This window comes from Nocardia cerradoensis NBRC 101014 (assembly GCF_000308535.1).
In the GTDB taxonomy this organism is placed as follows: domain Bacteria; phylum Actinomycetota; class Actinomycetes; order Mycobacteriales; family Mycobacteriaceae; genus Nocardia; species Nocardia cerradoensis.
Map to the genome: position 1 here is coordinate 15507 of NZ_BAFW01000098.1, position 23364 is coordinate 38870.

At 69.4% G+C, this 23364-nt stretch carries 23 protein-coding genes; 8 read left to right on the forward strand and 15 right to left on the reverse strand.

The genetic code is table 11. The features are described 5' to 3' along the window. Positions 1-213 precede the first annotated feature (213 nt). Positions 214-861 carry a DUF305 domain-containing protein gene (locus ON23_RS10880; RefSeq protein ID WP_039777957.1) on the reverse strand — a complete coding sequence of 216 codons (648 nt, stop codon included), beginning with the start codon at positions 859-861 and terminating at the stop codon, positions 214-216. Beyond that, on the reverse strand, positions 862-2439 hold the full coding sequence (locus ON23_RS10885) for an LVIVD repeat-containing protein (protein WP_039777958.1): 1578 nt from the start codon (positions 2437-2439) through the stop codon (positions 862-864). Between the two features lie 256 nt (positions 2440-2695). Between ON23_RS10885 and ON23_RS10890 the strand changes: the two genes are divergently transcribed. Continuing rightward, positions 2696-3070: a DUF8021 domain-containing protein gene (locus ON23_RS10890; protein ID WP_244969576.1), complete on the forward strand. Its 375-nt coding sequence runs from the start codon at positions 2696-2698 to the stop codon at positions 3068-3070. A gap of 58 nt (positions 3071-3128) precedes the next feature. Then, on the forward strand, positions 3129-3602 hold the full coding sequence (locus ON23_RS10895; protein ID WP_039777960.1) for a nuclear transport factor 2 family protein: 474 nt from the start codon (positions 3129-3131) through the stop codon (positions 3600-3602). A gap of 16 nt (positions 3603-3618) precedes the next feature. Here the strand turns inward: ON23_RS10895 and ON23_RS10900 are convergent, their stop codons facing one another. From ON23_RS10900 to ON23_RS10915, 4 genes are all read right to left on the reverse strand, one after another. Further along, entirely contained in the window at positions 3619-4521 is a 903-nt protein-coding gene (locus tag ON23_RS10900) for a hypothetical protein (protein ID WP_051042381.1), read from the reverse strand. Further along, entirely contained in the window at positions 4518-5582 is a 1065-nt protein-coding gene (locus ON23_RS10905) for a hemolysin family protein (RefSeq protein WP_039777961.1), read from the reverse strand. The genes ON23_RS10900 and ON23_RS10905 overlap by 4 nt, the downstream gene beginning before the upstream one ends. Then, on the reverse strand, positions 5575-6957 hold the full coding sequence (locus ON23_RS10910) for a hemolysin family protein (RefSeq protein ID WP_039777985.1): 1383 nt from the start codon (positions 6955-6957) through the stop codon (positions 5575-5577). The genes ON23_RS10905 and ON23_RS10910 overlap by 8 nt, the downstream gene beginning before the upstream one ends. Before the next feature lie 438 nt (positions 6958-7395). Further along, entirely contained in the window at positions 7396-8832 is a 1437-nt protein-coding gene (locus tag ON23_RS10915) for a GuaB1 family IMP dehydrogenase-related protein (protein WP_039777986.1), read from the reverse strand. 68 nt (positions 8833-8900) lie between these two features. Between ON23_RS10915 and ON23_RS10920 the strand changes: the two genes are divergently transcribed. Beyond that, entirely contained in the window at positions 8901-9374 is a 474-nt protein-coding gene (locus ON23_RS10920; protein ID WP_039777963.1) for a PPOX class F420-dependent oxidoreductase, read from the forward strand. On the opposite strand, the gene ON23_RS10925 is transcribed toward ON23_RS10920, so the two are convergent. Continuing rightward, positions 9371-9898: a DnaJ family domain-containing protein gene (locus tag ON23_RS10925; RefSeq protein WP_039777964.1), complete on the reverse strand. Its 528-nt coding sequence runs from the start codon at positions 9896-9898 to the stop codon at positions 9371-9373. The two genes, ON23_RS10920 and ON23_RS10925, sit on opposite strands and share 4 nt — an antisense overlap. 146 nt (positions 9899-10044) lie before the next feature. On the opposite strand from ON23_RS10925, the gene ON23_RS10930 reads away from it, so the two are divergent. Together ON23_RS10930 and eutC are read left to right on the forward strand one after the other, a co-directional pair. Next, entirely contained in the window at positions 10045-11466 is a 1422-nt protein-coding gene (locus ON23_RS10930; RefSeq protein ID WP_039777967.1) for an ethanolamine ammonia-lyase subunit EutB, read from the forward strand. A gap of 260 nt (positions 11467-11726) precedes the next feature. Continuing rightward, on the forward strand, positions 11727-12566 hold the full coding sequence (gene eutC, locus ON23_RS10935) for an ethanolamine ammonia-lyase subunit EutC (protein ID WP_083903835.1): 840 nt from the start codon (positions 11727-11729) through the stop codon (positions 12564-12566). A 120-nt stretch (positions 12567-12686) separates the two neighbouring features. Here eutC and ON23_RS39205 read toward each other — a convergent pair whose 3' ends face one another. The 6 genes from ON23_RS39205 to ON23_RS10970 form a co-directional block, all read right to left on the reverse strand. Next, entirely contained in the window at positions 12687-14606 is a 1920-nt protein-coding gene (locus ON23_RS39205) for a DEAD/DEAH box helicase (protein WP_373282183.1), read from the reverse strand. Beyond that, positions 14599-15576, reverse strand: a complete 978-nt coding sequence (locus ON23_RS10950) for a M56 family metallopeptidase (protein WP_039777969.1) — start codon at positions 15574-15576, stop codon at positions 14599-14601. Before ON23_RS10950 ends, ON23_RS39205 begins: the two co-directional genes overlap by 8 nt. A gap of 63 nt (positions 15577-15639) precedes the next feature. Further along, positions 15640-16077 (reverse strand): BlaI/MecI/CopY family transcriptional regulator, encoded by a 438-nt coding sequence (locus ON23_RS10955; protein WP_051024559.1) that lies wholly within the window; start codon positions 16075-16077, stop codon positions 15640-15642. A 77-nt stretch (positions 16078-16154) separates the two neighbouring features. Further along, the gene (locus ON23_RS10960; protein WP_039777970.1) at positions 16155-17045 is read right to left on the reverse strand and encodes an ABC transporter ATP-binding protein; all 891 of its coding nucleotides are present in this window, start codon (positions 17043-17045) and stop codon (positions 16155-16157) included. Further along, the gene (locus ON23_RS10965; protein WP_083903837.1) at positions 17042-18076 is read right to left on the reverse strand and encodes a FecCD family ABC transporter permease; all 1035 of its coding nucleotides are present in this window, start codon (positions 18074-18076) and stop codon (positions 17042-17044) included. The genes ON23_RS10960 and ON23_RS10965 overlap by 4 nt, the downstream gene beginning before the upstream one ends. 155 nt (positions 18077-18231) lie before the next feature. After that, positions 18232-19302, reverse strand: a complete 1071-nt coding sequence (locus tag ON23_RS10970; protein WP_051042388.1) for a FecCD family ABC transporter permease — start codon at positions 19300-19302, stop codon at positions 18232-18234. Between the two features lie 100 nt (positions 19303-19402). Between ON23_RS10970 and ON23_RS10975 the strand changes: the two genes are divergently transcribed. Beyond that, complete coding sequence (locus tag ON23_RS10975) at positions 19403-20110, forward strand: hypothetical protein (RefSeq protein ID WP_039777971.1); 708 nt, start codon at positions 19403-19405, stop codon at positions 20108-20110. Positions 20111-20331: 221 nt separating this feature from the next. Here the strand turns inward: ON23_RS10975 and ON23_RS10980 are convergent, their stop codons facing one another. Both ON23_RS10980 and ON23_RS10985 read right to left on the reverse strand, forming a co-directional pair. Then, the gene (locus tag ON23_RS10980) at positions 20332-21657 is read right to left on the reverse strand and encodes a bifunctional o-acetylhomoserine/o-acetylserine sulfhydrylase (RefSeq protein WP_039777972.1); all 1326 of its coding nucleotides are present in this window, start codon (positions 21655-21657) and stop codon (positions 20332-20334) included. A gap of 90 nt (positions 21658-21747) precedes the next feature. After that, positions 21748-22290: an OsmC family protein gene (locus tag ON23_RS10985; protein ID WP_039777973.1), complete on the reverse strand. Its 543-nt coding sequence runs from the start codon at positions 22288-22290 to the stop codon at positions 21748-21750. Positions 22291-22504: 214 nt separating this feature from the next. Here ON23_RS10985 and ON23_RS10990 point away from each other — a divergent pair, with 214 nt between their 5' ends. Both ON23_RS10990 and ON23_RS10995 read left to right on the forward strand, forming a co-directional pair. Beyond that, on the forward strand, positions 22505-22963 hold the full coding sequence (locus tag ON23_RS10990) for a PaaI family thioesterase (RefSeq protein ID WP_210743222.1): 459 nt from the start codon (positions 22505-22507) through the stop codon (positions 22961-22963). A gap of 94 nt (positions 22964-23057) precedes the next feature. Beyond that, positions 23058-23360, forward strand: a complete 303-nt coding sequence (locus ON23_RS10995; protein WP_039777974.1) for an urease subunit gamma — start codon at positions 23058-23060, stop codon at positions 23358-23360. The last annotated feature ends 4 nt before the right edge of the window (positions 23361-23364 follow it).

Sequence of the window (23364 nt, forward strand, 5' to 3'; positions counted from 1 at the left end):
GACCCACGGACCATAGCGGCACCCACCGACAGACATGTATCGGCCGGGTGATTCGCGCCGCCGGTGTGAATCGTGAGCCAGTCCGCACGGTCAGGCCCTCGAATTCGCGCCGACGTCGGACCGGGCCCACGCCGTCACGGACACCGGTTCCGTCCGTCCGGCAGCATCCTCCGACGAGCCGACCCACCCCGATCACGACGTGGGGCCGGAGAACTACTGCAGTGGTTGTGCCCCGCGCTGATTCAGCATCAGCGCGATCAATCCGGTCTCCTGACTCTGGGCGACGAGCATGGCCCGGGCCTGCTCCTTCACCGGACCGGAGGCGATCTGTTGATCGGCGGCGCGAGCCATCGCGATTCCGCCCTGGTGGTGGCGGTACATCAATTGCAGGAACAGGATTTCCGCATCGCGCCCGCGAGCGGCGGAGAGACGATCCAGTTCGGCCATGGTCGCCATTCCCGGCATGCCGGGCGAGGCGGCAGTAGGCGTCGTGCTCATCGAATGATGATGAGCCGCAGTGGTATCCGGAGTCATCCAGGCCATCGGCCGGTCCGAGGTCGGAGCGGCGTTCGCCAGGCGCAGCCACCCGAGCATCGTACCGATCTCCACCCGCTGTGACTGGTCGATCTGCTGCGCGAGCCGCGATACCTGCGGATCGACCCCGGGATCCAGACGCTGCACCATCTGGATCGCCTGCTGGTGATGAGCCGTCATATCCTGGGCGAAACCGATTTCGGTGGCGTCGAGAACCGGTGCGGCCGTGTGCTTCTCGGACAGGACGACCGGGCGCAGCGCGGCGCCGATCACCAGCAGGATCAACGCCGCCGCCGCATACGACCCCCAGCGTAGCCACCGCGACATCTAGGACCCCACGATCGACTGCTGGTCGACGGGTGGTGAATACACGTCGTTGTCCAGCTGCAACACCATGAACCCGTTGTCGTTGCAGGAGGTCCACAGCTGGCTGCCGTGCCATTCCGGGGGCGCGAAGCACCAGTCGGAGGACACGTCGCCGAAGGCCAGCATCCCGGTGCGCGGCGACAAGGCCTGGGCCGGATCGAATTTGCCGTCCAGGATGGCGCGCGCCACCGAAAAGCCTTCCAGCGCGGGCGGTCCGATCAGGGAACCCAGCGCGTGCGGGGAGTTCCACAATTGCAGATTCTGTCCGGTGCGGGCCGGGGGATTGAAGTAGGCGATCTCGTGCACCCGGAACGGATCGCGCACATCGAACACCCGGATGCCGGACGATTCCCATCCGCAGGCCAGCGCCGTCGGATTCTCCGGACGGTCGGCCGCGCAGTAGTGCGGATCGTAGGAGAACACCGACCCGCCCATCGCGGAGGCGAGCATGCTGTCCTGGTTCTCCGGCAGATCGATCCGCAACTTGATCTTCGCGGCGACCTTCGGGTTGTTCTCGTCGGAGACGTCGACCAGTTTCACCCCGCCGGCTCCCGCCTCGTCGACGGTGAACAGATACGGTGTGCCGTCGTAGCTGACCGGCACACTGTGCTGGGTCGCCCAGCCGTCGGTCCAGAACACCCGGCCGATGTGGTTGACCTGCGGATTCGGATCGCGACGCTGCACCGCGCTGATATCGAGCACGGTGAATCCGCCCAGTGCCGACAGATACATGCGGTTGCCGTCGGGGCTGATGCCGAAGCCGTGTGCCTCGATGCCGGTGAGTCCCTGCCAGATCACGTGGGGGTTCGCCGGATCGGTGAGGTCGACCGCGCTGACGAATCCGGGCGCGATGCCGGAGGCCCAGTAGGTGCGGCCGTCGGGGGAGAAGCCGCCCTCGTGGGTGGTGATGGGCAGGGGCATGGTCAGGTTGGTGCCGGGTCCAGGGTTGAGCAGGCGTGGATGCGCACAGTCGGAGATGTCGTAGACCGACAGGTAGCCCGTGCCCTCCAGGAACGGAACTCCGGTGCCCACCAGCAGTTTCCGTGCGGTGTTGACCTTCAGGCTTTCCCAGGTGCCGGCCATCATCGCCGGTTCGGTGAGGGTGGTGCTCAACACCGGGTGCGCCGGGTCGGAGGCATCGATCACCTGCACGCCCTGCGCGGGACCGAGCAGATCGCCGGGGAAGAACGAGCCGGTGTAGGAGCAGTGATCGTAGGTGGTCGAGGTGATACCGGCGCCGTGCCCGGCATATCCGCCGACGAACGACATATTGCAGCTATAGCCCTGCGTGCTGCGACCGGAAGCGCGGTCGGCGGCCGGAACATCGCCCTGCATACCGGTTTCCGGCCGCGACCCCGGACCGCAGTCGGCCGGGGGCACCGCGACCTTGCCGATATCGAGGAACTCCTGCACCTGGGTGGCGATATCGGATTGCAGATCCGCCGACGCGCCGCCGATCGGCAGGATCGCGGCCGCGAGTACGGCGGCGACCGCGGCGACGAGTGTTCTGGGCGTGCGTCTGCCAGAGCTCCGCGCCATTGCGGGACCCCCACTTTCCACAGTGAAACGGGCTGGGCGTCACCACCGCCGAGATAGTCGGTACCACCGGTTGCGGGCAACGCATCGAAACGGTAGCTCAGCCACCTTCTCATCGGGTCGGTTTTCGGAGAAAGCGGTCCGGCTGCTCCGAGCTGTTGCGCGGCAGCAACACGTGAGACAAACTCTGCGCATGGGAATGAAACACGTTGCAGTCATATCGGGTGCGGTGGCTGCCGCGTTGAACGCCGGAGTGGGAATGGCTGCGGCAGCACCGAATCCGGCCGATACGCCCCGGCAGGCCGTCGCCCGCGCCTATATCGACGCGCTGGTTTCACACGATGCGAGTGCCGTGCCGTTCGCGCCGGACGCCACCCGTGTCGAAGCCGGGCTGAAAACCGGCTATTCGGGGCCGCAGCTGACTCAGGAACTGAATCACGGCATTCAGTATTCGGTAATTCAGGATATTCGCGATCTGCGGATGACCGAATGCGGTGATGTGGTGACCGCACGGTATCTGCTCGACTCCGGTGTCGCCGGAGTGCGGCTGATGACCGTCGACATCACCGAAACCTTCGTCATTCCCGACGGCACCATCCACACCATCAACGCCACCATCGACCCGGTGGTGTGACCGCGCGCGGCGCGGGATCGGAAAGCACCGGAACACAACCGGAGAGCGAGGAAAAGGTATGTCCGACAACGATGAACCGCGGGCGGTAGTGCTGGGGCTGTGGGCGGCGCTGGCCCGGCGCGACTGGGACGCGGTGGCCGCATCGCTCACCGAGGACTGTATCTACCTCGACGTGCCGACCGGTCCCACGCTGGCGGCGAAGGGACCCGCCGACACGGTCAAGCGCCTGCGCATCGGGCTGGCGGGGCTGGCCGAATACACCAATCACGACGGTCTGCTGGTCGCCGAGGGGCCGGACGTGATCTACGAGCACTCCGAAACCTGGGTGTGGCCGACCGGCGAGCGCGCCGAACTGCCCTTCGTCTCGGTCCACCGCGTGCGCGACGGGCGCGTCTCGCTGTGGAAGGACTACTGGAACTTCGAGACGCTCACCTCGGCCGCGCCGTCGACCTGGCTGGCGGATTTCGCGGCGGCGGATATGTCGTGGATCTACGACGCCACGGCGGAATTGAGTATCCGGCGAGCGAGCTGAACCGCTGGGCGCGCGGTCAGGACGACGCGAGCAGTGCCCGGCAGCGGCCGAGCAGTTCGGTGCGCAGCGGCTCGGCCCGCCGGGCCAGCTCGGATTGCGCGCGGACGTATTCCGCACGGCCGCCGGGGGTTTCGATGGCGATCGGCCGATAGCCGTAGTCGGTGAGGTCGTAGGGGCTGGCGCGCATATCGATTTCGCGGGCGGCGCAGGCGAGGGCGAAACAGTCCAGCAGGAGATCCGAATCGATCAGCGGCACCAGTTTGAACGCCCACTTGTACAGATCCATGCCCGCGTGCAGGCAGCCGGGCTGTTCCCGGCGGACCTGGTCCTCGCGCGTGAGCTGTTCGGTATTGCGTGGCGCGGCCTCGGGGGTGAAGAAGCGGAAGGCGTCGAAGTGCGTGCAGCGCAACGACATCGAATCGACCACGGCGTCGGTTCCGGCACGTCCCAGGCGCAGCGGGACCTGCCGGTGGCGCACGTCGTCGCTGCGGTAGACCATCGCCCATTCGTGTAATCCGAAGCAGGACAGGTGCGCCGGCCGGTCCGCGGTCGCCGACAGCAGGGCCGCGACGAAGTCCACGGTGTCGCGGCGGCGGTCGAGGAAGGCCGGGTCGGCGGTATGGACCGGTCCGCCGGGCGTCTCGACCCGGTGGTAGCCGCGGCGCTGCGCGTACTCCTCGGCGTCGGCCAGCGCCACGCCGAAGCCCGGATGCCAGCGGCGCAGCTGGGCCGGTTTGTGGCCGTAGTAGGTGAACAGGAAATCGATCACCGGATGTTTACCGCCGTGGGCGCGTTGGCGCAGGTACGGGCCGACCATATCGTCGACCCGTTCCCGATGCGCCTGCGCGCGGGCCCGCCACTGGTCCGGCGGCAGGACCCGAAGTCCTTGCGCCGCAGCCGGTGTCGCGTCCACGGTCATTCCGCCACCCGGTGGGTGGCATCGCGCACGGTGCCCACGAACTCTTCCACCAGATCCTCGAGCGCGACGATGCCCACGGTATTGCCGCGGGTGTCGATGACCCGACCGAGATGGCTGTTGGTGCGGCGCAACCGGGCCAGCGCCTCGTAGAGGGTGGTGCCCATGCTCAGCGTCGGCAGCGGCCGGATATCGGTACGCGGGATCGGTGTCGAGGGTCCGGCCGAATCGTCGGCCACCTTGTCCAGCACGTCCTTGACATGCAGATAGCCCACCAGCGAGCCGTCGGTGGCGCGCACCGGATAGCGGGAGAAGCCGGTCTCGGCGACCGCGGATTCGATGTCGCCGAGGGTGGTGCCGTCACCGCGCAGCGGCACACACCGCGTCTTGGCCAGCGGGACCATCACATCGGCGACGATGCGGTCGGTGGTGCCCAGCGCCTGGGTGAGGCGGCGATGCTCCTCCTCGTCGATGAGACCTTCGGAGCGGGATTCGCCGATCATCTCCGCCAGCTCCACCGACGACACCGTCGCGTCGAGCTCGTCCTTCGGCTCGATGCGCAGCGCGCGCAGGGTGAGATTGGCGGCCAGGTTGTACAGGCCGATCAGCGGGCGGGCCAGGCGCAACCACCACAGCATGATCGGGACCAGCAGCAACGCCACCCGCTCCGGGCCGGCCAGGGCGATGTTCTTCGGGATCATCTCGCCCATCAACATGTGCAGGATCACCACGAGGCCCAGGGCCAATGCGAATCCCACCGGATGCAGCAGTTGATCCGGCACGCCGACCAGATCGAACGGGCGCTCGAGCAGATGCGCGATCGCCGGTTCGCCGATGCGGCCCAGCAGCAGCGAGCAGATGGTGATGCCCAGCTGGGCGGCGGCCAGCATCATCGACAGATGCTCGGCCGCGCCGATCACGGTGCCGGCACCCCGCTTGCCTTGGGCGGCAAGGGTTTCCAGCCGGTCGCGACGGGCGGAGATGAGCGCGAACTCGGCCCCGACGAAGAAGGCGTTGGCGCCGAGCAGGACGACGGTCAGCAACAGTCCGAACAGATCACCCATGGCTGAGCTCCCACGTCGTCACCGCATCGGCGTCCACCGGCTGCATCAGCACCCGGTCGATGCGTCGTCCGTCCATTCGTTCCACCCGGGCCAGCCAGCCGCCGTGAGTGTGCGGTTGCATCGCGTGCCCGTTGGTCGGGCTGGGGGTGGGCAGCAGCACCTCGTCGCCGGCCACCGGAATCCGGCCCAGGGTGGTCAGGACCAGTCCGCCGAGGGTGTCGTATTCACCCTCGGGCGCGTCGTAGCCGGTGGCCCGCGACACCTCGTCGATGCGCAACAGGCCGGAACAGTTCCAGCCCAGGGCGGTGCGGCGCACGTCGAGTTCCTCCTCGTCGTGCTCGTCGCGGACGTCGCCGAGGATCTCCTCGATGATGTCCTCCATGGTCACCAGGCCCGCGGTGCCGCCGTATTCGTCGACGACCAGGGCGAGCTGCATCCCGTCGGCGCGCACCCGTTCGAGCACGGTGTCACCGTCGAGGCTGGCGGGCACGATCGGCACCGGCCGCGCGATCGAGGACAGCGCGATCGTGCCGCGCTGCCCGCCCGGATACAGGAACGCCTGTTTGACGTGCACGATGCCGAGGGTGTTGTCCAGATCGCCGTCGATGACCGGAAAACGCGACAGTCCGGTGCGGCCGGCGGCGGCGATGAGCTCGGTGATGGTGTCGTTCTGATCCAGCGTTTCGATCTTCACCCGCGGCGTCATGAGGTCTTCGGCGCTGCGCTCACCGAACAGCAGTGAGCGGTCCACGACGAGGGCGGTGCGCTGATCGAGCGAGCCGCGCATGGCGGAGGTGCGCACCAGTGAACCCAATTCCTGTGGCGAGCGTGCCGACCGCAATTCCTCGGCCGGTTCGATGCCCAGCCGGCGGACCGCCCAGTTCGCGGCGCCGTTGAGCAGTTTGATCAGCCAGGAGAAGACCGTGGTGAACACGATCATCGGGCCGGCCGTCCACCGCGCGGTGGTCAGCGGTTTGGCGATCGCGATGTTCTTGGGGACGAGCTCGCCGTAGGTCATCGACAGCGAGGTCGCCAGTACCAGGGCGATCACCAGCGAAATGCCCTGTGCGGTGCCGGGGCCGGCGCCGAGTGCGGTGCAGATCGGCTCGATGAGCCGGGCCAGCACCGGTTCGGCGATATAACCGGTGACCAGGGTGGTGATGGTGATGCCGAGCTGCGAGCCCGACAGCTGGAACGACAAGGTGCGATGCGCGTGGCGAACCTGGCGGGCGCGACGGTCACCCTCGCGGGCGTGCGCCTCGACGGTGCTGCGCTCGAGTGCGGTGAGCGAGAATTCGGCAGCGACGAAGATCGCCGTGCCCGCGGTGAGCGCGATGAACCCCAGCAGGCTGACGATGGTGAGCACTACGGACACGATCGGCACCGCCCACCGGGTAACGGAGGATCTGCGGAGACGGAGGCGCCGGGTTGGTCACCCGGCTCGGTAGAGGAGCCCTCCTGTGTGGCGCCCTCGGACGCGGGTGACAACTGGTTCCTTTCGCAAGTGGACGAGCCGAACAACAACGCAATGCCGGTCGGCGGAGGTCCGCCGGTCGGCACAGCCTATGTTACCGGGATCCTCGCGGCGACCGAGCGGCACGGCGTGCCGCCGCCACGATCGCGCCGGGGCGCCTGCGGTGCGGCGGGTGAAATTTTCCGATGCCGCAGGTGGTGGAACAGTCCTGGACCGCTCGCGCCGGCCGAGCGTGTGCAGGGTCACCGATCCGGACGGCACGTGTTCACACCCCATGGGCGGGAGTCGCCGACCGGCGTCACCAACCTGAGGAAGGCGAAACCAGCCCGTGGGTAGGGATCACCAGCCCGAGGGCAGTGGCCGTCCTTCCGCGAAACCGGCGGCCGACTGCACGCCGAGCACGGCCTTCTCGTGCAGTTCGGCGAGCGTGCGGGCCCCGGCGTAGGTGCAGGCGCTGCGTACGCCCGAGCAGATGTGGTCGATGAGGTCCTCGACGCCGGGGCGTTCGGGATCCAGCCGCATCCGCGAGGAGGAGATGCCCTCTTCGAACAGCGCCTTGCGCGCGCGATCGAATCCGCTGTCGGCGGCGGTGCGGGCGGCCACGGCGCGCTTGGAGGCCATGCCGAAGCTCTCCTTGTAGGCGTTGCCGTCGCGGTCGACGCGCAGATCGCCGGGCGATTCGTAGGTTCCGGCGAACCAGGAGCCGATCATCACGTTCGACGCGCCCGCGGCCAGTGCCAGCGCCACGTCGCGGGGATGGCGGACCCCGCCGTCGGCCCAGATGTGCACGCCGAGATCCTTTGCCGCCGCGGCACATTCGGCGACCGCGGAGAACTGCGGGCGGCCGACGCCGGTCATCATGCGGGTGGTGCACATGGCGCCCGGGCCCACGCCGACCTTGACGATGTCGGCCCCCGCCTCGGCCAGGTCACGGGTTCCGGCGGCGGACACCACATTGCCGGCCACCAGCGGCACACCCAGTTTCAGATCGGCGACCGCGCGCAGCGCCTCGAGCATCTTCTCCTGATGTCCGTGGGCGGTGTCGATGACCAGGACGTCGGCGCCGGCGTCGACCAGAGCCTTCGCCTTCCCCGGAATATCGCCGTTCACCCCGACCGCGGCCGCGATCCGCAGTGTGCCGTGACGGTCCACGGCGGGGGTGTAGATCCCGTCGCGGACGGCGCCGGTGCGGGTCACGACACCGGCGAGGGTGCCGTCGTCGTGGACCAGCACCGCGAGACCGGCATGGGCGGCCTCGAGCCGGTCGAAGATCTCGCGCGGCGAGGCCGTGGCGGCCGCGCTGACGAAATCGGCGTCGGCGACGGTGCGCAGCCGCGCGAACCGGTCCACATCGGCGCAGGCCGCTTCGGTGACGACACCGACCGGCTTGTCGTTCTCGACGATCACCACGGCGCGGTGGGCGCGCTTGTGGATCAGCGCCAGCGCGTCCGAGACCGAATGATCCGGCCCGAGCGTGACGGGCGTGTCGGCGGTGAGCGAACGGCTCTTCACGAAGGAGATGGTGTCGGCGGCCGCGGTGATCGGCAGATCCTGCGGCAGCACCACGATGCCGCCGCGGCGCGCGACCGTTTCGGCCATGCGGCGCCCGGCGACCGCGGTCATGTTCGCGACCACGATCGGGATGGTGGTGCCGGTTCCGTCGCTGGTGGACAGGTCCACATCGAACCGCGACGACACATCGGTGCGATTGGGTACGAGAAACAGATCGTCGTAGGTGAGGTCGTACGGCGGCGTGTGTCCTGGGAGAAACTGCACTCCGGCCATTGTAGGGGAATCGATCATGGCAGGGTGGGTGCGAGAGGACCGTCGAGAAAGGATCGCCCATGCCACGGATCGCGACCGCCACCGAGGTCGACCGGACCGAACTGCTCGACTTCGCCCGCGCGCGCCATCGCGGCGTCCTGGTGACCACGCGCGCCGACGGCGCCCCGCAGATGTCACCGGTGACCTGCGGCGTCGACGACGCGGGCCGGATCGTGATCTCCACCTATCCCGGACGGGCCAAGACCCGCAACATCCGGCGCGACCCGCAGGTGTCGATCTGTGTGCTGTCCGACGACTGGGACGGTCCCTACGTCCAGATCGACGGGCGCGCCGAGGTGCTCGACATGCCCGAAGCGCTGGACGGACTGGTGGACTACTACCGCTGCATCGCGGGTGAGCATCCGGATTGGGACGACTATCGCGCGGCGATGGCGCGGCAGAACAAATCCTTGATCCGGATCGAGGTACAGCGGTGGGGGCCGGTCGCCACCGGCGGATTCCCGCCTTCGCAGGATCAGCCTTCGCAGGATTAGGCGGCGCCGGGGCGGTCGCGGCGGAGCAGTCGGCGCCACCACGGCGGGCGGCTGTCCCGAACCCGCGTGGAAGTGGTTGCGGGAGAGGGTTTTCCGCTCCCGGAGATCGGCCGTTGCCGGATGCGCCGGTCGGCGCGCCAGCGCGCGACGACCTCGTCGGCTCGCGCGGGGGCGAGGCGGACGTGCGGTCCGTGCGGCATCCGGATCCATTCCACGATGCGCATGTTGAGCTCGGAGACGTAGGCGCGGACCTCGGCCTCGGAGCCCATCTCCGCGACCCGCTCGGGTAACCGCTCCAGATCGCGGCGCAGCGTCAGCGAGGTCGGCAGCAGCGCCTCACCGCCGACCCCCTCCCGGCGCAGGTAGTTGTGCAGCCACCAGTTCTCGTCGTACGGCTCGCCCATGCCGGGCAGGGGTTTGCCGGTGCCGGCCAGATTGTCGAATTCGCCGCGCTCGGTCGCCTCGCGGATCTGCTTGTCGATCCAGGATTCGAATCCCATGCCCGCCGGTTTGCGTTCGGTCATGCGCGCCTCCCCGTGGTGTCGGAGTGCTTACCCGATCGTAACGTGTTGGGACATAACGGACATCGCAGGGTGCGGGCGCGGCGGTACGCTGGCAGCCACCACCGGCGGTGAGGGTGGACAGGACGCGCGTATCCGGAGGAGACCCGATGACGCGGTATCAGCAGACCCTCCACGGCCGGACCTACGCCTTCGACGGGCTGGTCGACCTGCTGGCGAAGGCGACACCGCTGCGCAGCGGCGACGAACTGGCCGGGTGCGCGGCGAGTTCGGACGCGGAGCGGGCCGCGGCGCAATGGGCGCTGGCCGAGGTGCCGCTGCGCGAATTCCTGAACGATCCGGTGGTGCCGTACGAGACCGACGAGATCACCCGGTTGATTCTCGACAACCATGATCGTGACGCCTTCGCGACGATCGCGCACCTGTCCGTCGGCGGGCTGCGGGACTGGCTGCTCGCGGTGGCCGCCGGATCGGAGCCGGAACCGCCGGCAGCGGTATTGCGTTCCGTGGCAGCGGGTTTGACACCGGAGATGGTGGCGGCGGTGAGCAAACTGATGCGCAATCAGGATCTGATCGCGGTCGCGCGGGCCGCCGAGGTGCGCTCCGGTTTCCGCACCACCATCGGACTGCCGGGGCGGCTGGCCACCCGGTTGCAGCCGAATCACCCCACCGACGATCCGCGCGGAATCGCCGCGGCGGTACTCGACGGATTGCTGCTCGGCTGTGGGGATGCGGTGATCGGCGTGAATCCGGCGACCGACTCGCCGCGAGCCGCCGCCGAGCTGCTGACGCTGCTCGACGACGTGCGGACCCGATTCGACATCCCGGTCCAGTCCTGCGTGCTCGCCCATGTGACCACCACACTGGGGCTGATCGAGGCCGGGGCGCCCGTGGATCTGGTCTTTCAGTCGGTCGCGGGGACCGAGGCGGCGAATGCGAGTTTCGGGGTGAATCTGTCGCTGCTGCGCGAGGCGAACGCCGCCGGACGGTCGCTGGGTCGCGGAACCGTCGGCGACAATGTGATGTATCTGGAAACCGGGCAGGGTTCGGCGCTGTCGGCGGGCGCGCATCTCGGTACCGGCGGCAGGCCCGTCGATCAGCAGACGCTCGAGGCGCGGGCATACGCGGTCGCGCGGGAACTGGAGCCGTTACTGGTCAACACGGTCGTCGGGTTCATCGGCCCGGAATATCTGTACGACGGCAAACAGATCGTGCGGGCCGGGCTCGAAGATCACTTCTGCGGCAAACTGCTCGGCCTGCCGATGGGCGTCGACGTCTGCTACACCAACCACGCCGAGGCCGACCAAGACGATATGGACACCCTGCTGACGCTGCTCGGCGCGGCCGGCGTCGCGTTCGTGATCGCCGTGCCCGGCGCCGACGACGTGATGCTCGGCTACCAGAGCCTGAGCTTCCACGACGCGCTGTACGTGCGCCGGCTGCTGGGACTCGCCCCCGCGCCCGAGTTCGAGCAGTGGCTGGCGGGGCTGGGCATGCTGGACGCGGCGGGCGGTATCGCCGCGGTGGAACCGCTGAGCTCGCCGCTGCGGGAACTGGCGGGTCCCCGATGAGCGCGGAGCATCGGGGTGGGGGCCGGGCACGTGCGGCGGGATCGATTGTGGGCGGGACGAGAGCGGCCGATGCCGGGGCGGCGACAGGGCGTGCGCATAGCGTCGGCGCCGACGGCGTGAGTGCGGCCGATGCGGAGAAGGGGGGCGCGGGGCGTGCGAGTGCGGGCCCGGCGAGTGCGGACCGGGCGAACGCCGAAAACGGGTATGCGCCCGGTGGATGTGTGGTGGGGGAGGGTGCCACAACAATGGAGGCGGGGGCGATGAGCGCCGGCGATGAGGGCCGCGCGGGAGCCGGGCGGGCGCGCGATGCCGGTCGAGCAAGTGCGGACAGCGAGCCGTTCTGGCGGGAATTGCGTGGGGTGACGCAGGCACGCATCGGACTGGGGCGGACCGGTGACGCGCTGCCCACCGCGCGGGTGCTGGAGTTCCGGGCGGCGCATTCGGTGGCGCGCGATGCCGTGCACATGTCCGTGGACGTGAACGCGTTGTGCGAACGTGTCACCGCGGTGGGCATCGGGATGCCGATCCGGGTGCGCAGCCGGGCGCGTGACCGCGCGGAATATCTACGCCGGCCCGATCTCGGGCGAGAACCCGAGGACTCCTCAGCGATACGAAACACCGTGTCGCCCAGCGCCTTCGACGTGGGATTCGTGCTGGCCGACGGTTTGTCGCCGCGTGCGCTCGCCACACACGGCCCGGATCTGCTCGCCGCCCTCGTCGACGAACTCGCTCCGCACTACGCGCTGGCCCCACCGGTGATCGCGACCCAGGCGCGGGTGGCGATCGGCGATCATCTCGGTGCCGCTCTCGGCGCGCGTACCGTGCTGGTGCTGATCGGCGAACGTCCCGGCCTGTCGGTGGCCGACAGTCTCGGCATCTACCTCACCCACCACCCCCGCCCGGGCCGCACCGATGCCGAACGCAACTGTGTGTCGAATATCCACCCGCCCGAGGGCCTGGGGTATCGGCAGGCCGCGGCGGTGGTCGCGGGTCTGGTCGCGGGTGCGCGTGCGCTGGGACGATCCGGCGTGGACCTGAAGGACGGGTCGGGCGCCGATGCGGTGAAATCCGCTGTGGTGGAAGGTATTTCGAAGGGCTGACGACGCAGTGACGCTGCACGGTCGAAAGCCGTTCTCTGCAAGTCGTAGTCGGAAACCGGGACCGACGTCGGTGGTTGGCACGCTGCCGCGTCGATAGGTGGGGTTGTCCCGGTAGGTGATTCAGTTGGCGCGGCGGTTGCGGGAGTGTGGCGGCCGGGTATTTCGCCGGGGCCTTGCGCGTGTGTCGGCTTCTTGCGTGTCGGCCGCCTGAGAGGGGGCGGCGGCCGGATCCGGGACGGGGCGTCCGGTCGGCGGGCGGGCCCCGGCCACGTCGGTGAGCCGGGAGTCGCCCGACCGCACGCGCAGCTCCTCGAATGGCACCGCGGCGTCGCGGAGCACGGTTTCGGTGCCCGCATCGGTGCTGATCGTGATGATTGTTCCGGTTGCGCCGGCGCGGCCCGTGCGGCCGGAGCGATGCAGATAGTCCTTGGCGTCGGCGGCGGGGTCGACATGGACCACCAGCGTGACGTCGTCGACGTGGATACCGCGCGCGGCCACATCGGTGGCGACCAGCACCGGTGCCGCTCCGGAGGAGAAGGCCGCCAGGGTGCGGGTGCGTTGCGCCTGACTCAGCCCGCCGTGCAGCGCGACGGCTCCGACGCCCACCTCCCGCAGCCGCCGCGCGAGTTTGTCCGCGCCGTACTTGGTGCGCACGAACAGCAGGGTGCGCCCGTCCCGTGCGGCGATCTCCGTGACCACGGCGCGCTTGTCGGATGCTCGCACCTGTACGAGGTAGTGGGCGACCTCGGCTGTGCCGGAAGGGGAGTACCCACCGAACTCGTTGCCGGTGCGCGGGCTACCGGCGCTGTCGGCCGGAGGGCGGTCGGCGGTCCACCTCGTCGGCAAGCTCGGCGATCCTGTCCGGTCTTTCCGGCCGGCGCCGACCGTGAGGTGCGGCGAATTCTCGTGTGGTTCAGGGGCTTCGCGGGCCGAGTACACCGTGTCCGCACCGGCAGTCGGAGCGTCGGCCGTCTCGGGCGCAGCCGCCGAATCGCTTGCCTCGGAGTGGAATTCGGGCCGAGATGCTCGTCCGCCTCGTCCTTGTGCCGATCCGGCCGGCCGCCCGGACGTCCCGGAATCCGTGCCGGTTTCGGGCGCGCCCGGCGCGAGCGCCGCGTCCCCGGTGGCGCGCCGTGCCGCGGTCGTCGTCACGTCGTGGCGGACGGGGTCGTTCAGATAAGTGTCGACCAGCGTGTCGACGGCGGCGTCCAGGGTTGCCGAGAAGAGCAGGTGCTGGGTGTCGGTGGACAGGCGGTCGAGGATCGCGCGGATCTGGTCGATGAAGCCCAGTTCGGCCATGTGGTCGGCCTCGTCGACCGCGACCACACGGACCGCGTCCAGGCCGACAGTGCCCTGGTCGATGAGGTCGGTGAGCCGGCCGGGGGTCGCGACCAGCAGGTCCACGCCGCGGGCGAGGCGATCGGCTTGCCGTTTGATCGGTACGCCACCGACGGCGGTCGCCACTCGCAGGCCCAGCGACAGCGCCGGCTCGTCGAGGGCTGCCTCGATCTGCGCGGCCAGCTCGCGGGTCGGCGCGAGTACGAGTGCCCGAGGACGACGTGGTGCCGACGCTCCGCGCCGCAGCCGGACCAGCATCGGCAGGCCGAAGGCCAGGGTCTTGCCGGAACCGGTGGCCGCGCGTCCCAGCACATCGCGACCGGCGAGCACATCCGGAATCGCCGCGGCCTGAATGGGAAAGGCGGTCTGGAGACGGCTGCGGCGCAATGCCTGGACCAGTTCGACCGGCAGGCCGAGTTCCGCGAATCCGGGACCTGCGAACTCGGCCGGACCGCGAGAAGCGTGGCTGCCGGGAGATGAGGTCGACAGTTCGGTATCGCGACCGTCCTTCGGCGCCCGGTCTCCGGTGCCCGGCGTGCGGTCCGATCGTTCCTTGCGCTCGCCGGTCGGACGACCGCCCGCGGTCCGCCCGGAACCGTCCGAGGATCGCGCGCCCCGAGGGCCGCCGCGTCCGAAGGGCTTGTCCCCGCGGTTGTTCGACTGCCGGCCGCGAGCTTCCGGTGAACGCCGTCGCTCAGGCACGCAGCAACCGGTTCAATTCGACCAGCCACGGAATCGCTACCGCGAGGGTCGGGACCACCAGGATCGCCGCGGCCGTCGCATAGGCCGCGGTCGCGATGCGCAGATCGCCGAGCGGACCGGTCAGGCGTTGGATCCGGATGAGCGTCGTCGGCCCGCCGGCGGCCATGGCTCCCTGCGGGGCGGTGGAATTCGAGCAGGTCACCAGGGCGCGAGCCAGCGGTGTCGGGCCGGTGACCTTGACGGCGGAATCGTCGGCGAGCAGTTCGATCAGCAGTTTGACCGAATCCAGCGCGGATTTGCTGCGCACCACCCGCGGGAACGCCTCGTGCGCGGCGGTGAACGCCTCCAGCACCAGGTCGTGGCGCGCCCGCAGATGCGAACGCTCATGGCTCACGATCGCGGTCAGCTCGGACTTCGACAGATTCGCGAACGTTCCCTGGCTCAGCACCACGCGCTGGCGTAGACCGGGCAGGCAGTAGGCGATGGGTTCGGCGGCGGCGAGGACACGGATATCCGCGGCCCGGGTACCGGCCAGCGGCGAGGTCGCGATCAGATCGCCGTGGTTCGGGTCGCCACCCTGGTCGAGCAGGTCGACCAGCATCCGGTGCCGGGCGCGGCGGCGGCGGGTGTGCACGCCGACCCGGATCGAGGCGTAGATCAGGCGCGCGCCGACCAGCAGGGTCAGCGCGAAGACGACGACGTAGATCAGCCAGAGCCCCAGACCGAGCGCGTCGATCTCCTTGGTCGGGGACGTGGTGGGGCGGCCGTCGGGTCCCGGGACGAGCAGCAGGCTGGCGATGGCCAGCCCGGATCCGAACGCCGACAGCACCGCCGCCAGCGCGACCGCCTGCCACAACACCAGCGCCGCGCGGGGTGTTCGGTACGGCCAGGTGGCTCGGCTGAGCAGAGCCGGGACCGGTCCCGCGAGAAGCAAGGCGAGACCGGCGAAGACCGGCGCGGTTGCGTTCATACTCAGCTCACTGCGTTGTGGGGCCAGGGGCCCGAGATCGCGGCGCCGGAGAGCACCACGCAGCTACTGCGGCGGGGCGACTCCGTTGTCGTCGGACGCGGTGTTCTCGTCCTCGGACGGGTTGCGCGCGGTCTCGGTTGCTTCGAGCTTAGCGAGTGCATCCCGGAGTGCGGCAGCCTCATCCTTTCCGACCTGTTCGACGAAGTGCACGAGCGCGGCGCGCCGGGAACCGACTTCGTCGGCCTGCTGCAGCGCGTCGACCATCAGACTGGCCACGAGTTCGTCGCGCGTGTGCACGGGCGCGTATCGATGTGCCCGGTCGTCGCGCTGCTGCACGACCAGATTCTTCTTCGCCAGCCGCTGTAGCACCGTCATCACCGTGGTGTACGCGAGCTCGCGGCGCGCGGCGAGGGCTTCGTGGACCTGCCGTACCGTCTGCGGTTCATCGGCCGACCACAACTGGTCCATGACCGCTTTCTCGAGTTCACCAAGACCTGCCATCCCTCCAGCTTACGGAGGCAACGACACAAATGCGTACTACAGTTCGTCGTAACCGGTCGGTAGCTGTGTGGGATTTTTCATAGGGGCGTCGGGGAACTCGGCTCGGAATCGGCCGGACGGGGTCCGCCAGCCGCGCCGATCACGTGTCGTGCGCCGATCGGCACGATCATCGGGCGCTCCGACACCGGATCGGTGTGCACCTCGGCACGCAGGCCGAAGACGGTGCGCAACAGTTCGGTGTCGATCACCGCACCCGGCGCGCCCTGGGCGACGATGCGGCCCTCGCGCATGACGATCAGCCGGTCGCTGTAGCGGATGGCCAGGTTCAGATCGTGCAACACCATGACCACGGTCCGGCCCAGATCATCGTGCAGCCGGTCGACGAGGTCGAGAACCTCCAGCGAGTGGGCCAGATCCAGATAGGTGGTGGGCTCGTCGAGCAGCAGGATATCGGTGCCCTGGGCCAGCGCCATGGAAATCCACGCCCGCTGGCGCTGCCCGCCCGACAGTTCGTCGAGGGTGCGGTCGGCCAGCTCCGCCACGCCGGTCTGAGCGAGGGCGTGCGCGACCTCGGCTTCGTCGTCGGCCGACCACTGGCGCAGCCAGGACTGATGCGGATGGCGGCCGCGCGCGACCAGATCGGCCACGGTCAGGCCTTCCGGCGCGACCGGGGTCTGCGGCAACATGCCGACGATGCGGGCGACGTCGCGGGTTTTCATGGTGGCGATCGCCTTGCCGTCCAACAGGACTCGGCCCGCGTTCGGTCGCAGCAGCCGGCCCAGCCCGCGCAGAAGCGTGGATTTGCCGCAGCCGTTCGGCCCGATCACCGTGGTGATGAGGCCGGGCTCGATATCGACGCTGAGGCCGTCGACGATGACGCGGCCGCCGTAGCCGAGGGTGACGTCCTCCGCGGTGAGGCGGTGCGCATCGTCGTGGCGGGTGCTCCGGTGCGGGGTTCGGGTGCTCACAATGTCGCCTTCCGGTTCACGCGTATCAGCAGCAACAGCAGGAACGGTCCGCCGAACGCGGCGGTGACCAGGCCGACCGGCAGATCGACCGGTACGACGGTGCGGGCCGCGACATCGGCGGCGACCACGATCAGCGCGCCGGTCAGGGCCGAACCGATCACGGGCTCGCCGGGAGTGCGCAGCAGCCGGCGCGCGATCTGCGGGGCGGCCAATCCGACGAAGCCCAGCGGGCCGACCGCCGCGGTGGCCAGCGCGGCCGCCGCCACGGCGGCGCCGATCAGCACCAACTGCTGGGTCTGCACACGCACACCGAGCGCACGGGTGGTGTCGGAACCGAAGCGCAACGCGGCGAGGGTGCGCGCCGAGCCCGCCGCGATGGCGACCACGACGACGAGTCCGGCCGCCGCGGCCGCGGTCCGATTCCAGTTCGCGCCGTTGAGCGAGCCGGTGAGCCACAGTTGCGCCCGGGTGGCGTCGTCGAGGCTCGCCCGGGTGACGAGCCAGTTGATACCGGCCAGCAGCAGCGCGTTGACCCCGATACCGATGAGGATGAATCGCATGCCGCTCAGCCCGCTGTCGCCGCCGCTGTTGCGCCCCAGCGCGAGAACACCGATGAGCGCGGCGGTGGCCAGCCCGCCCGCGAGCGCCGCGAGCGGAACACCCAGCGACGCCACGATTCCGGTGGCGGTACCGCCCACTCCGGCCAGGACCGCCACCGCGGCGAAGCTCGCTCCGGAGGTGATACCGAGGACGTCGGGACTCGCCAGCGGATTGTGCAGGATCGACTGGGTGATCGCGCCCGCGATGCCGAGCGCCGCCCCGGCCACCAGCGCGGTCACTGCTCGCGGCAATCGCGATTCCATGACGACATAGCGCTGCGAGCGGGTCCCGCCGCCGGTCAGCACGTCCAGCACCCGCCCGAGCGCGATGTGATAGTCGCCGACGGAGATGTCCACCACGAACAGCACCACGATCGCCGCGGCGAGAGCGAGCAGCGTCAGCAGCATCGAAAGACGAAGTACCGCAGACATTCCGGCGATTCGCACCGCCGGGCGGACCTGGGTCAGCTCTGCGCCGGATCGGCCCACGTTGGGAGCGCTCCTCGAATCGCCGACGGAGCCGGACGCCGTCTCGGTGTTCGATTCCGTGCCCGCGGCATCGGTGGTGCGGACATCGCTGCGCGCGTTCACAGTTCGGCCACCTTCCGCCGGCGCACCAGGGCGATGAAACAGGGGGCGCCGATCGCGGCCAGCACGATACCGGCCTGCAACTCCCCGGGCGGTGCGATCACCCGGCCGACGACATCGGCCAGCAGCAGCACGATCGCGCCGAGCAGTGCCGAATACGGAATCAGCCAGCGGTGATCCGGGCCGGTGATCATGCGGCCCAGATGCGGAACGACCAATCCGAGAAAAGCGATCGGTCCGACCGCGGCCGTCGCGGCACCGGTCAGCAGCACCACCGCGGTGAGCCCGATCGCCCGGTTGCGCGCGATGTTCACCCCGAGTCCGCGCGCCACGTCCTCGCCGAGTCCGATGGCGTTGAGTCCGGGCGCGGCCAGGATCGCCAGCACCGCTCCGGCGAGGATGAACGGCGCCACCTGGGCCGCCACCGCGGGTTCGTGTCCGGCCGGCGTGCCGACCACCCAGAAGCGGTAGGTGTCCAGCGCGGCCGGATCGAGCAGGATCACGGCGTTGGTCAGCGCCTGCAGCAGTGCGGTGACCGCCGCACCGGCCAGGACCAGCGTCAACGGGGTCGATCGGCTGCCGCCGGTCGCCGCCGCGCCGAATACGACCACACCGGCGGCCAGCGCCCCGGCGAAGGCGAACCAGATGTACTGGCTCGGCTGGGTGAGCGCGAACAGATGGATGCCGAGCGCTGCCAGGAACGCCGCGCCCGCGTTGAGTCCCAGCAATCCGGCATCGGCGAGCGGATTGCGGGTGTAGCCCTGGATCAACGCACCGGCGATTCCGAGCGCGGCGCCGGTGAGCAGCACGAGAACCGTTCGCGGCAAACGCAATTCGCGCACGATCCGATCGGCCTGCCCGTCCGCGGGGCAGGTGAACGGCACACCGTCCGGACACGAGACGGCATGCCAGATCTCGGCCGGGGACAGGGATTTCGCGCCGACGGCGAGTCCGGCGACGACGGCGAGCAGCAGCACCCCGGCCAGGAGTGCCAGGCCGGTCGCGCGGCGACGGGGGGTGATGACTGCGGCGGACACGGCGGCGAACGACTCCTGGGTGACGCGTTTCATGGCGATCGGGCACTTGCGCGGCGACCCGTCGCCGGACAAGTCTGGTAAGCCTAACCTATCTTCCGTTGTCGACCGTAATGCCGAACGTTGAGGGGGTTCGATGTCCGAACCAGTGACGATTTTCCCGGCTCGCCGTCTCGAGCCGGCGTTCGAACAGATCTGCGTCCGGCTGCGCGCGCTGCAGCCCGGTCATCCGCGGGTCTACGCCATGGCGGCCATGGCCGAACAGGGGCGCCGCCGCTGGTGGCGACTGGCCGACGGAGCGCGCGAAGGGCGCATCGAGCTGATGTATCGCCGGCACGCGGCGGAGATGGTCAGTCCCGGGATCGCCGCCGAGGTGGTCGCCACCGCGCTGATCCATGCCGTCGTCGGCCGGGTGGTCGCGCTGGCGGTCTGCGACAACCGGGCCTGGGATCCCGGGCTCGAGAATCTGTGGGTGCACACCGACAACGACGGCGGGCTGGACTGGGCGGGCCTGTCCGACACGACGATTCGCGTGGTGGCGGGTGATCCGCTGGCCGGACGCCCGGGGGTGGTGACGCTGCCGTGTGATCGGGCGCTGTCGGTGTGGCTGGCGCATCGCTGTGAGGCGGCGCTGACGCTGGTGTGCGAGAGCCTGTACCGCTGTGCCGGGCTGAGCCGGGCGCGATTCTGGAATCTGGTGGGCGAATCCATCGTCGGCGCGGCCACCTGCGTGCCGGAACTGGCGCGGACCGGCGCGGATGCCGGGACCGAGCGAGGGCAGGCGCTGCTGCTGGCGCTGGCCGATCGCGGGTTGCCGGTGCGTCGCTCTTGCTTGGTTAGGTAAGGCTGACCTACACTCACCTCGGCGTCCGGATCGAGCGAGAGTCCCGAGGGCTGCGGTCGACTCCCTGATCCACTGCCCGCGGCGGGCCCTTCGTCACGGAGGGGCCCGCCGCGTCGTTTCCGAACGTCCGCACACGAATCCCGATGCGCCGGTGCGTGTTTCGCGGACATGGCGATGCCCGGCCCGCCGCACGGTGGCGGCGAACCGGGCATCGGTGAGAACTAGTGCGTGGCGGCGAAACCGGTCCGCAGGTCGGCGAGGATGTCCTCGATCCCCTCGATGCCCACCGCGAGCCGGACCAGGCCCGGCGTCACACCCGCGGCCAGCTGCTCCTCGGGAGTCAACTGCGAATGCGTGGTCGAGGCCGGGTGGATGACCAGCGACCGCACATCGCCGATATTGGCGACATGGCTGTGCAGGGTCAGCGCGTCGACGAACTTCTTGCCCGCGTCCACACCGCCCGCCAGTTCGAAGCCGACGATCGCGCTGGTGCCCTTGGGCGCCAGTTCGCGGCCGCGCTCGTACCACGGCGACGAGGGCAGACCCGCGTAGAAGACGCTGGTGACTTCCGGCCGCTCGGTGAGGAATTCAGCGACCGCCTGCGCGTTGGAGACGTGCCGCTCCACCCGCAGGCTCAGCGTCTCGAGACCCTGGGCGATCAGGAACGCGTTGAACGGCGCCACCGCGGAACCCAGGTCGCGCAGCAACTGCACCCGCGCCTTCAGCGCGTAGGCCGGCGCACCCAGATCGGCGAAGACCGCGCCGTGGTAGCTGGGATCCGGGGTGGTGAAGCCGGGGAAGCGCGAGTTGCCCTGCTCGTCGGTCACCGTCCAGTCGAACGTGCCACCGTCGACGATCACGCCGGCGATCGCCGCACCGTGGCCGCCGAGGTACTTCGTCGCCGAGTGCACAACGATGTCGGCACCGTGCTTCAGCGGCTGGATCAGATACGGGGTCGGCACGGTGTTGTCCACGATGAACGGCACACCGGCGGCGTGCGCGACCTCGGCCAGGCCCGGCAGATCCAGGATGTGGTTCTGCGGGTTGGACACCGTCTCGCCGTAGATCGCCTTGGTGTTCGGGCGGATCGCGGCGCGCCACTGATCCAGATCGTCGGGATCTTCGACGAACGACACCTCGATGCCCAGCTTCGGCAGCGTGTAGTGGAACAGGTTGTAGGTGCCGCCGTAGAGGCGCGGACTCGACACGATGTGGTCACCGGCACCCGCGATGTTGAGGATCGCGAAGGTTTCGGCGGCCTGGCCCGAGGACAGCAGCAGCGCCGCCACGCCGCCCTCGAGGGCGGCGATGCGCTGCTCGACCGCGTCCTGGGTGGGGTTCATGATGCGGGTGTAGATGTTGCCGGGCTCGGCCAGACCGAACAGCGCCGCGGCGTGATCGGTGTCGCGGAAGGTGTAGGAGGTGGTCTGGTAGATGGGCAGCGCGCGAGCGTTGGTGGTGCCGTCGGGAATCTGGCCGACGTGAACCTGCTTGGTCTCGAAGCTCCAGTTCTGCGCCGGATCGTTCGGCTCGACGGAGTCGGTCATGGGTTTCAGCTCCAAAAGGTGTAGATGGGATGGGTCGTCGCGCATGAGGCGGCGGTGCGCCGCCCCTTAGGATGCCCGATTCGCGAAGAATCAGGCGGAAACTGTGGAGTTTTCCGACTCGGAAGTGATCAGTGTGGTCAGCACGGGCGTCGTCCCGGTGGAGATGTCGAGAACCGGGCAGTGGGCGTCCACGGCGGCCTGCAGTTCAGCGTAACGCTGCGCCGGCTCCGGGCCGTCGATATGCACCGTCACCCGGACCTGCTGGAAACCGGCGCGCACGGTGTCGTCGAGGCCGAAGAAGCCGCGCACGTCGAGATCGCCCTCGGCGTCGATGCGCAGATCGTCGACGACGATGCCCAGCCGCTGCGCCCAGAACCGGTAGGTCACCACCTGACAGGAGATCAGCGCCGCGAGATAGAACTCGACCGGGTTGGGTGCCGTACCCGCGCCGCCCAGCGCGGCCGGCTCGTCCACCCGGACCGTGTAGGTGCCGGCCGTGACGGCGCTGCCGACGGCGCCCTCCGCGATTCCGGCGGCGGAGAACAGGACCTGCGCCTTCGCCGGATCGCCGGCCACGGCCTGTGCGGTGGCGTCGACGATGTCGTTGAGCGGAGTGTCCGATGCGGCTGTCATGGCCGCCACGGTAGGGCCGCGCGGATGCGGGAGCGAGGGTTGCGTTCGCCGTGATCACAACCGTAGCCGGATCGCTGTGAGTGCGTATACCCCTGCGGTACAACGATTTTCACATGTTATCACCAGGTGTGCTGCCCGATTACCGGGCCCGTGCGCGCCCGGGCGTGCGGCACCGCCGTACCGGGCGGTACTCAGGTGGTGTAAGTGTTTTTCTATGACACAGCACGACCGATTCGAGGCTCGTTCCCTGGCGGATGTCACGCCCGAGCAGATGACCCGCTACAGCGAGGGGACCTTCACCGACCTCATCGGTCTGAAGTACACCGAGGTCGGGCCCGATCGCGTGGTCGGGGAGTGGGTGGTCTCGCCGCAGCTGCACCAGCCCGCAGGCATCGTCAACGGCGGGGTGTACTGCACGATCATCGAAACCCTGGCCAGTGTCGGCGGCGGCGTCTGGTTCGGCGACCGCGGGCATGTGGTCGGCGTCAACAACAACACCGACTTCCTGCGCGCGGTCCGCGAGGGCAGCCTGCGCGGTGTCGCCACCCCGATTCACCAGGGCCGATCGCAGCAGCTGTGGCAGGTGCAGATCACCGACGAGCAGGACCGGGTGGTCGCGCGCGGGCAGGTTCGGCTGCAGAACCTCACCGCGCAGGGTGCGGCCGAGAGCTAGCGCCGAAGCCGAGCGCCGACCCGACGACGAGCGCAGCCGGTACGGCCGTGCCAAGATATCGAGCACCGTACGCCCGAGCAGCGGAGGAGGCGATGTGCGTCTGTCACCGCACGAGCAGGAGCGGCTGATGCTCAGCTACGCGGCCGAACTGGCGCGGCGGCGGCAGGCGCGCGGGCTGAAACTCAACCATCCCGAAGCCGTGGCGATCATCACCGACCACGTCCTGGAGGGCGCCCGCGACGGCCGCACCGTCGCCGAGTTGATGTCCTCGGGCCGCGCCGTGCTCACCCGCGACGACGTGATGGCGGGTGTGCCGGAGATGATCCCCGACGTCCAGGTCGAGGCCACCTTTCCCGACGGCACGAAACTGGTGACCGTGCATCACCCGATCGGCTGAGGGG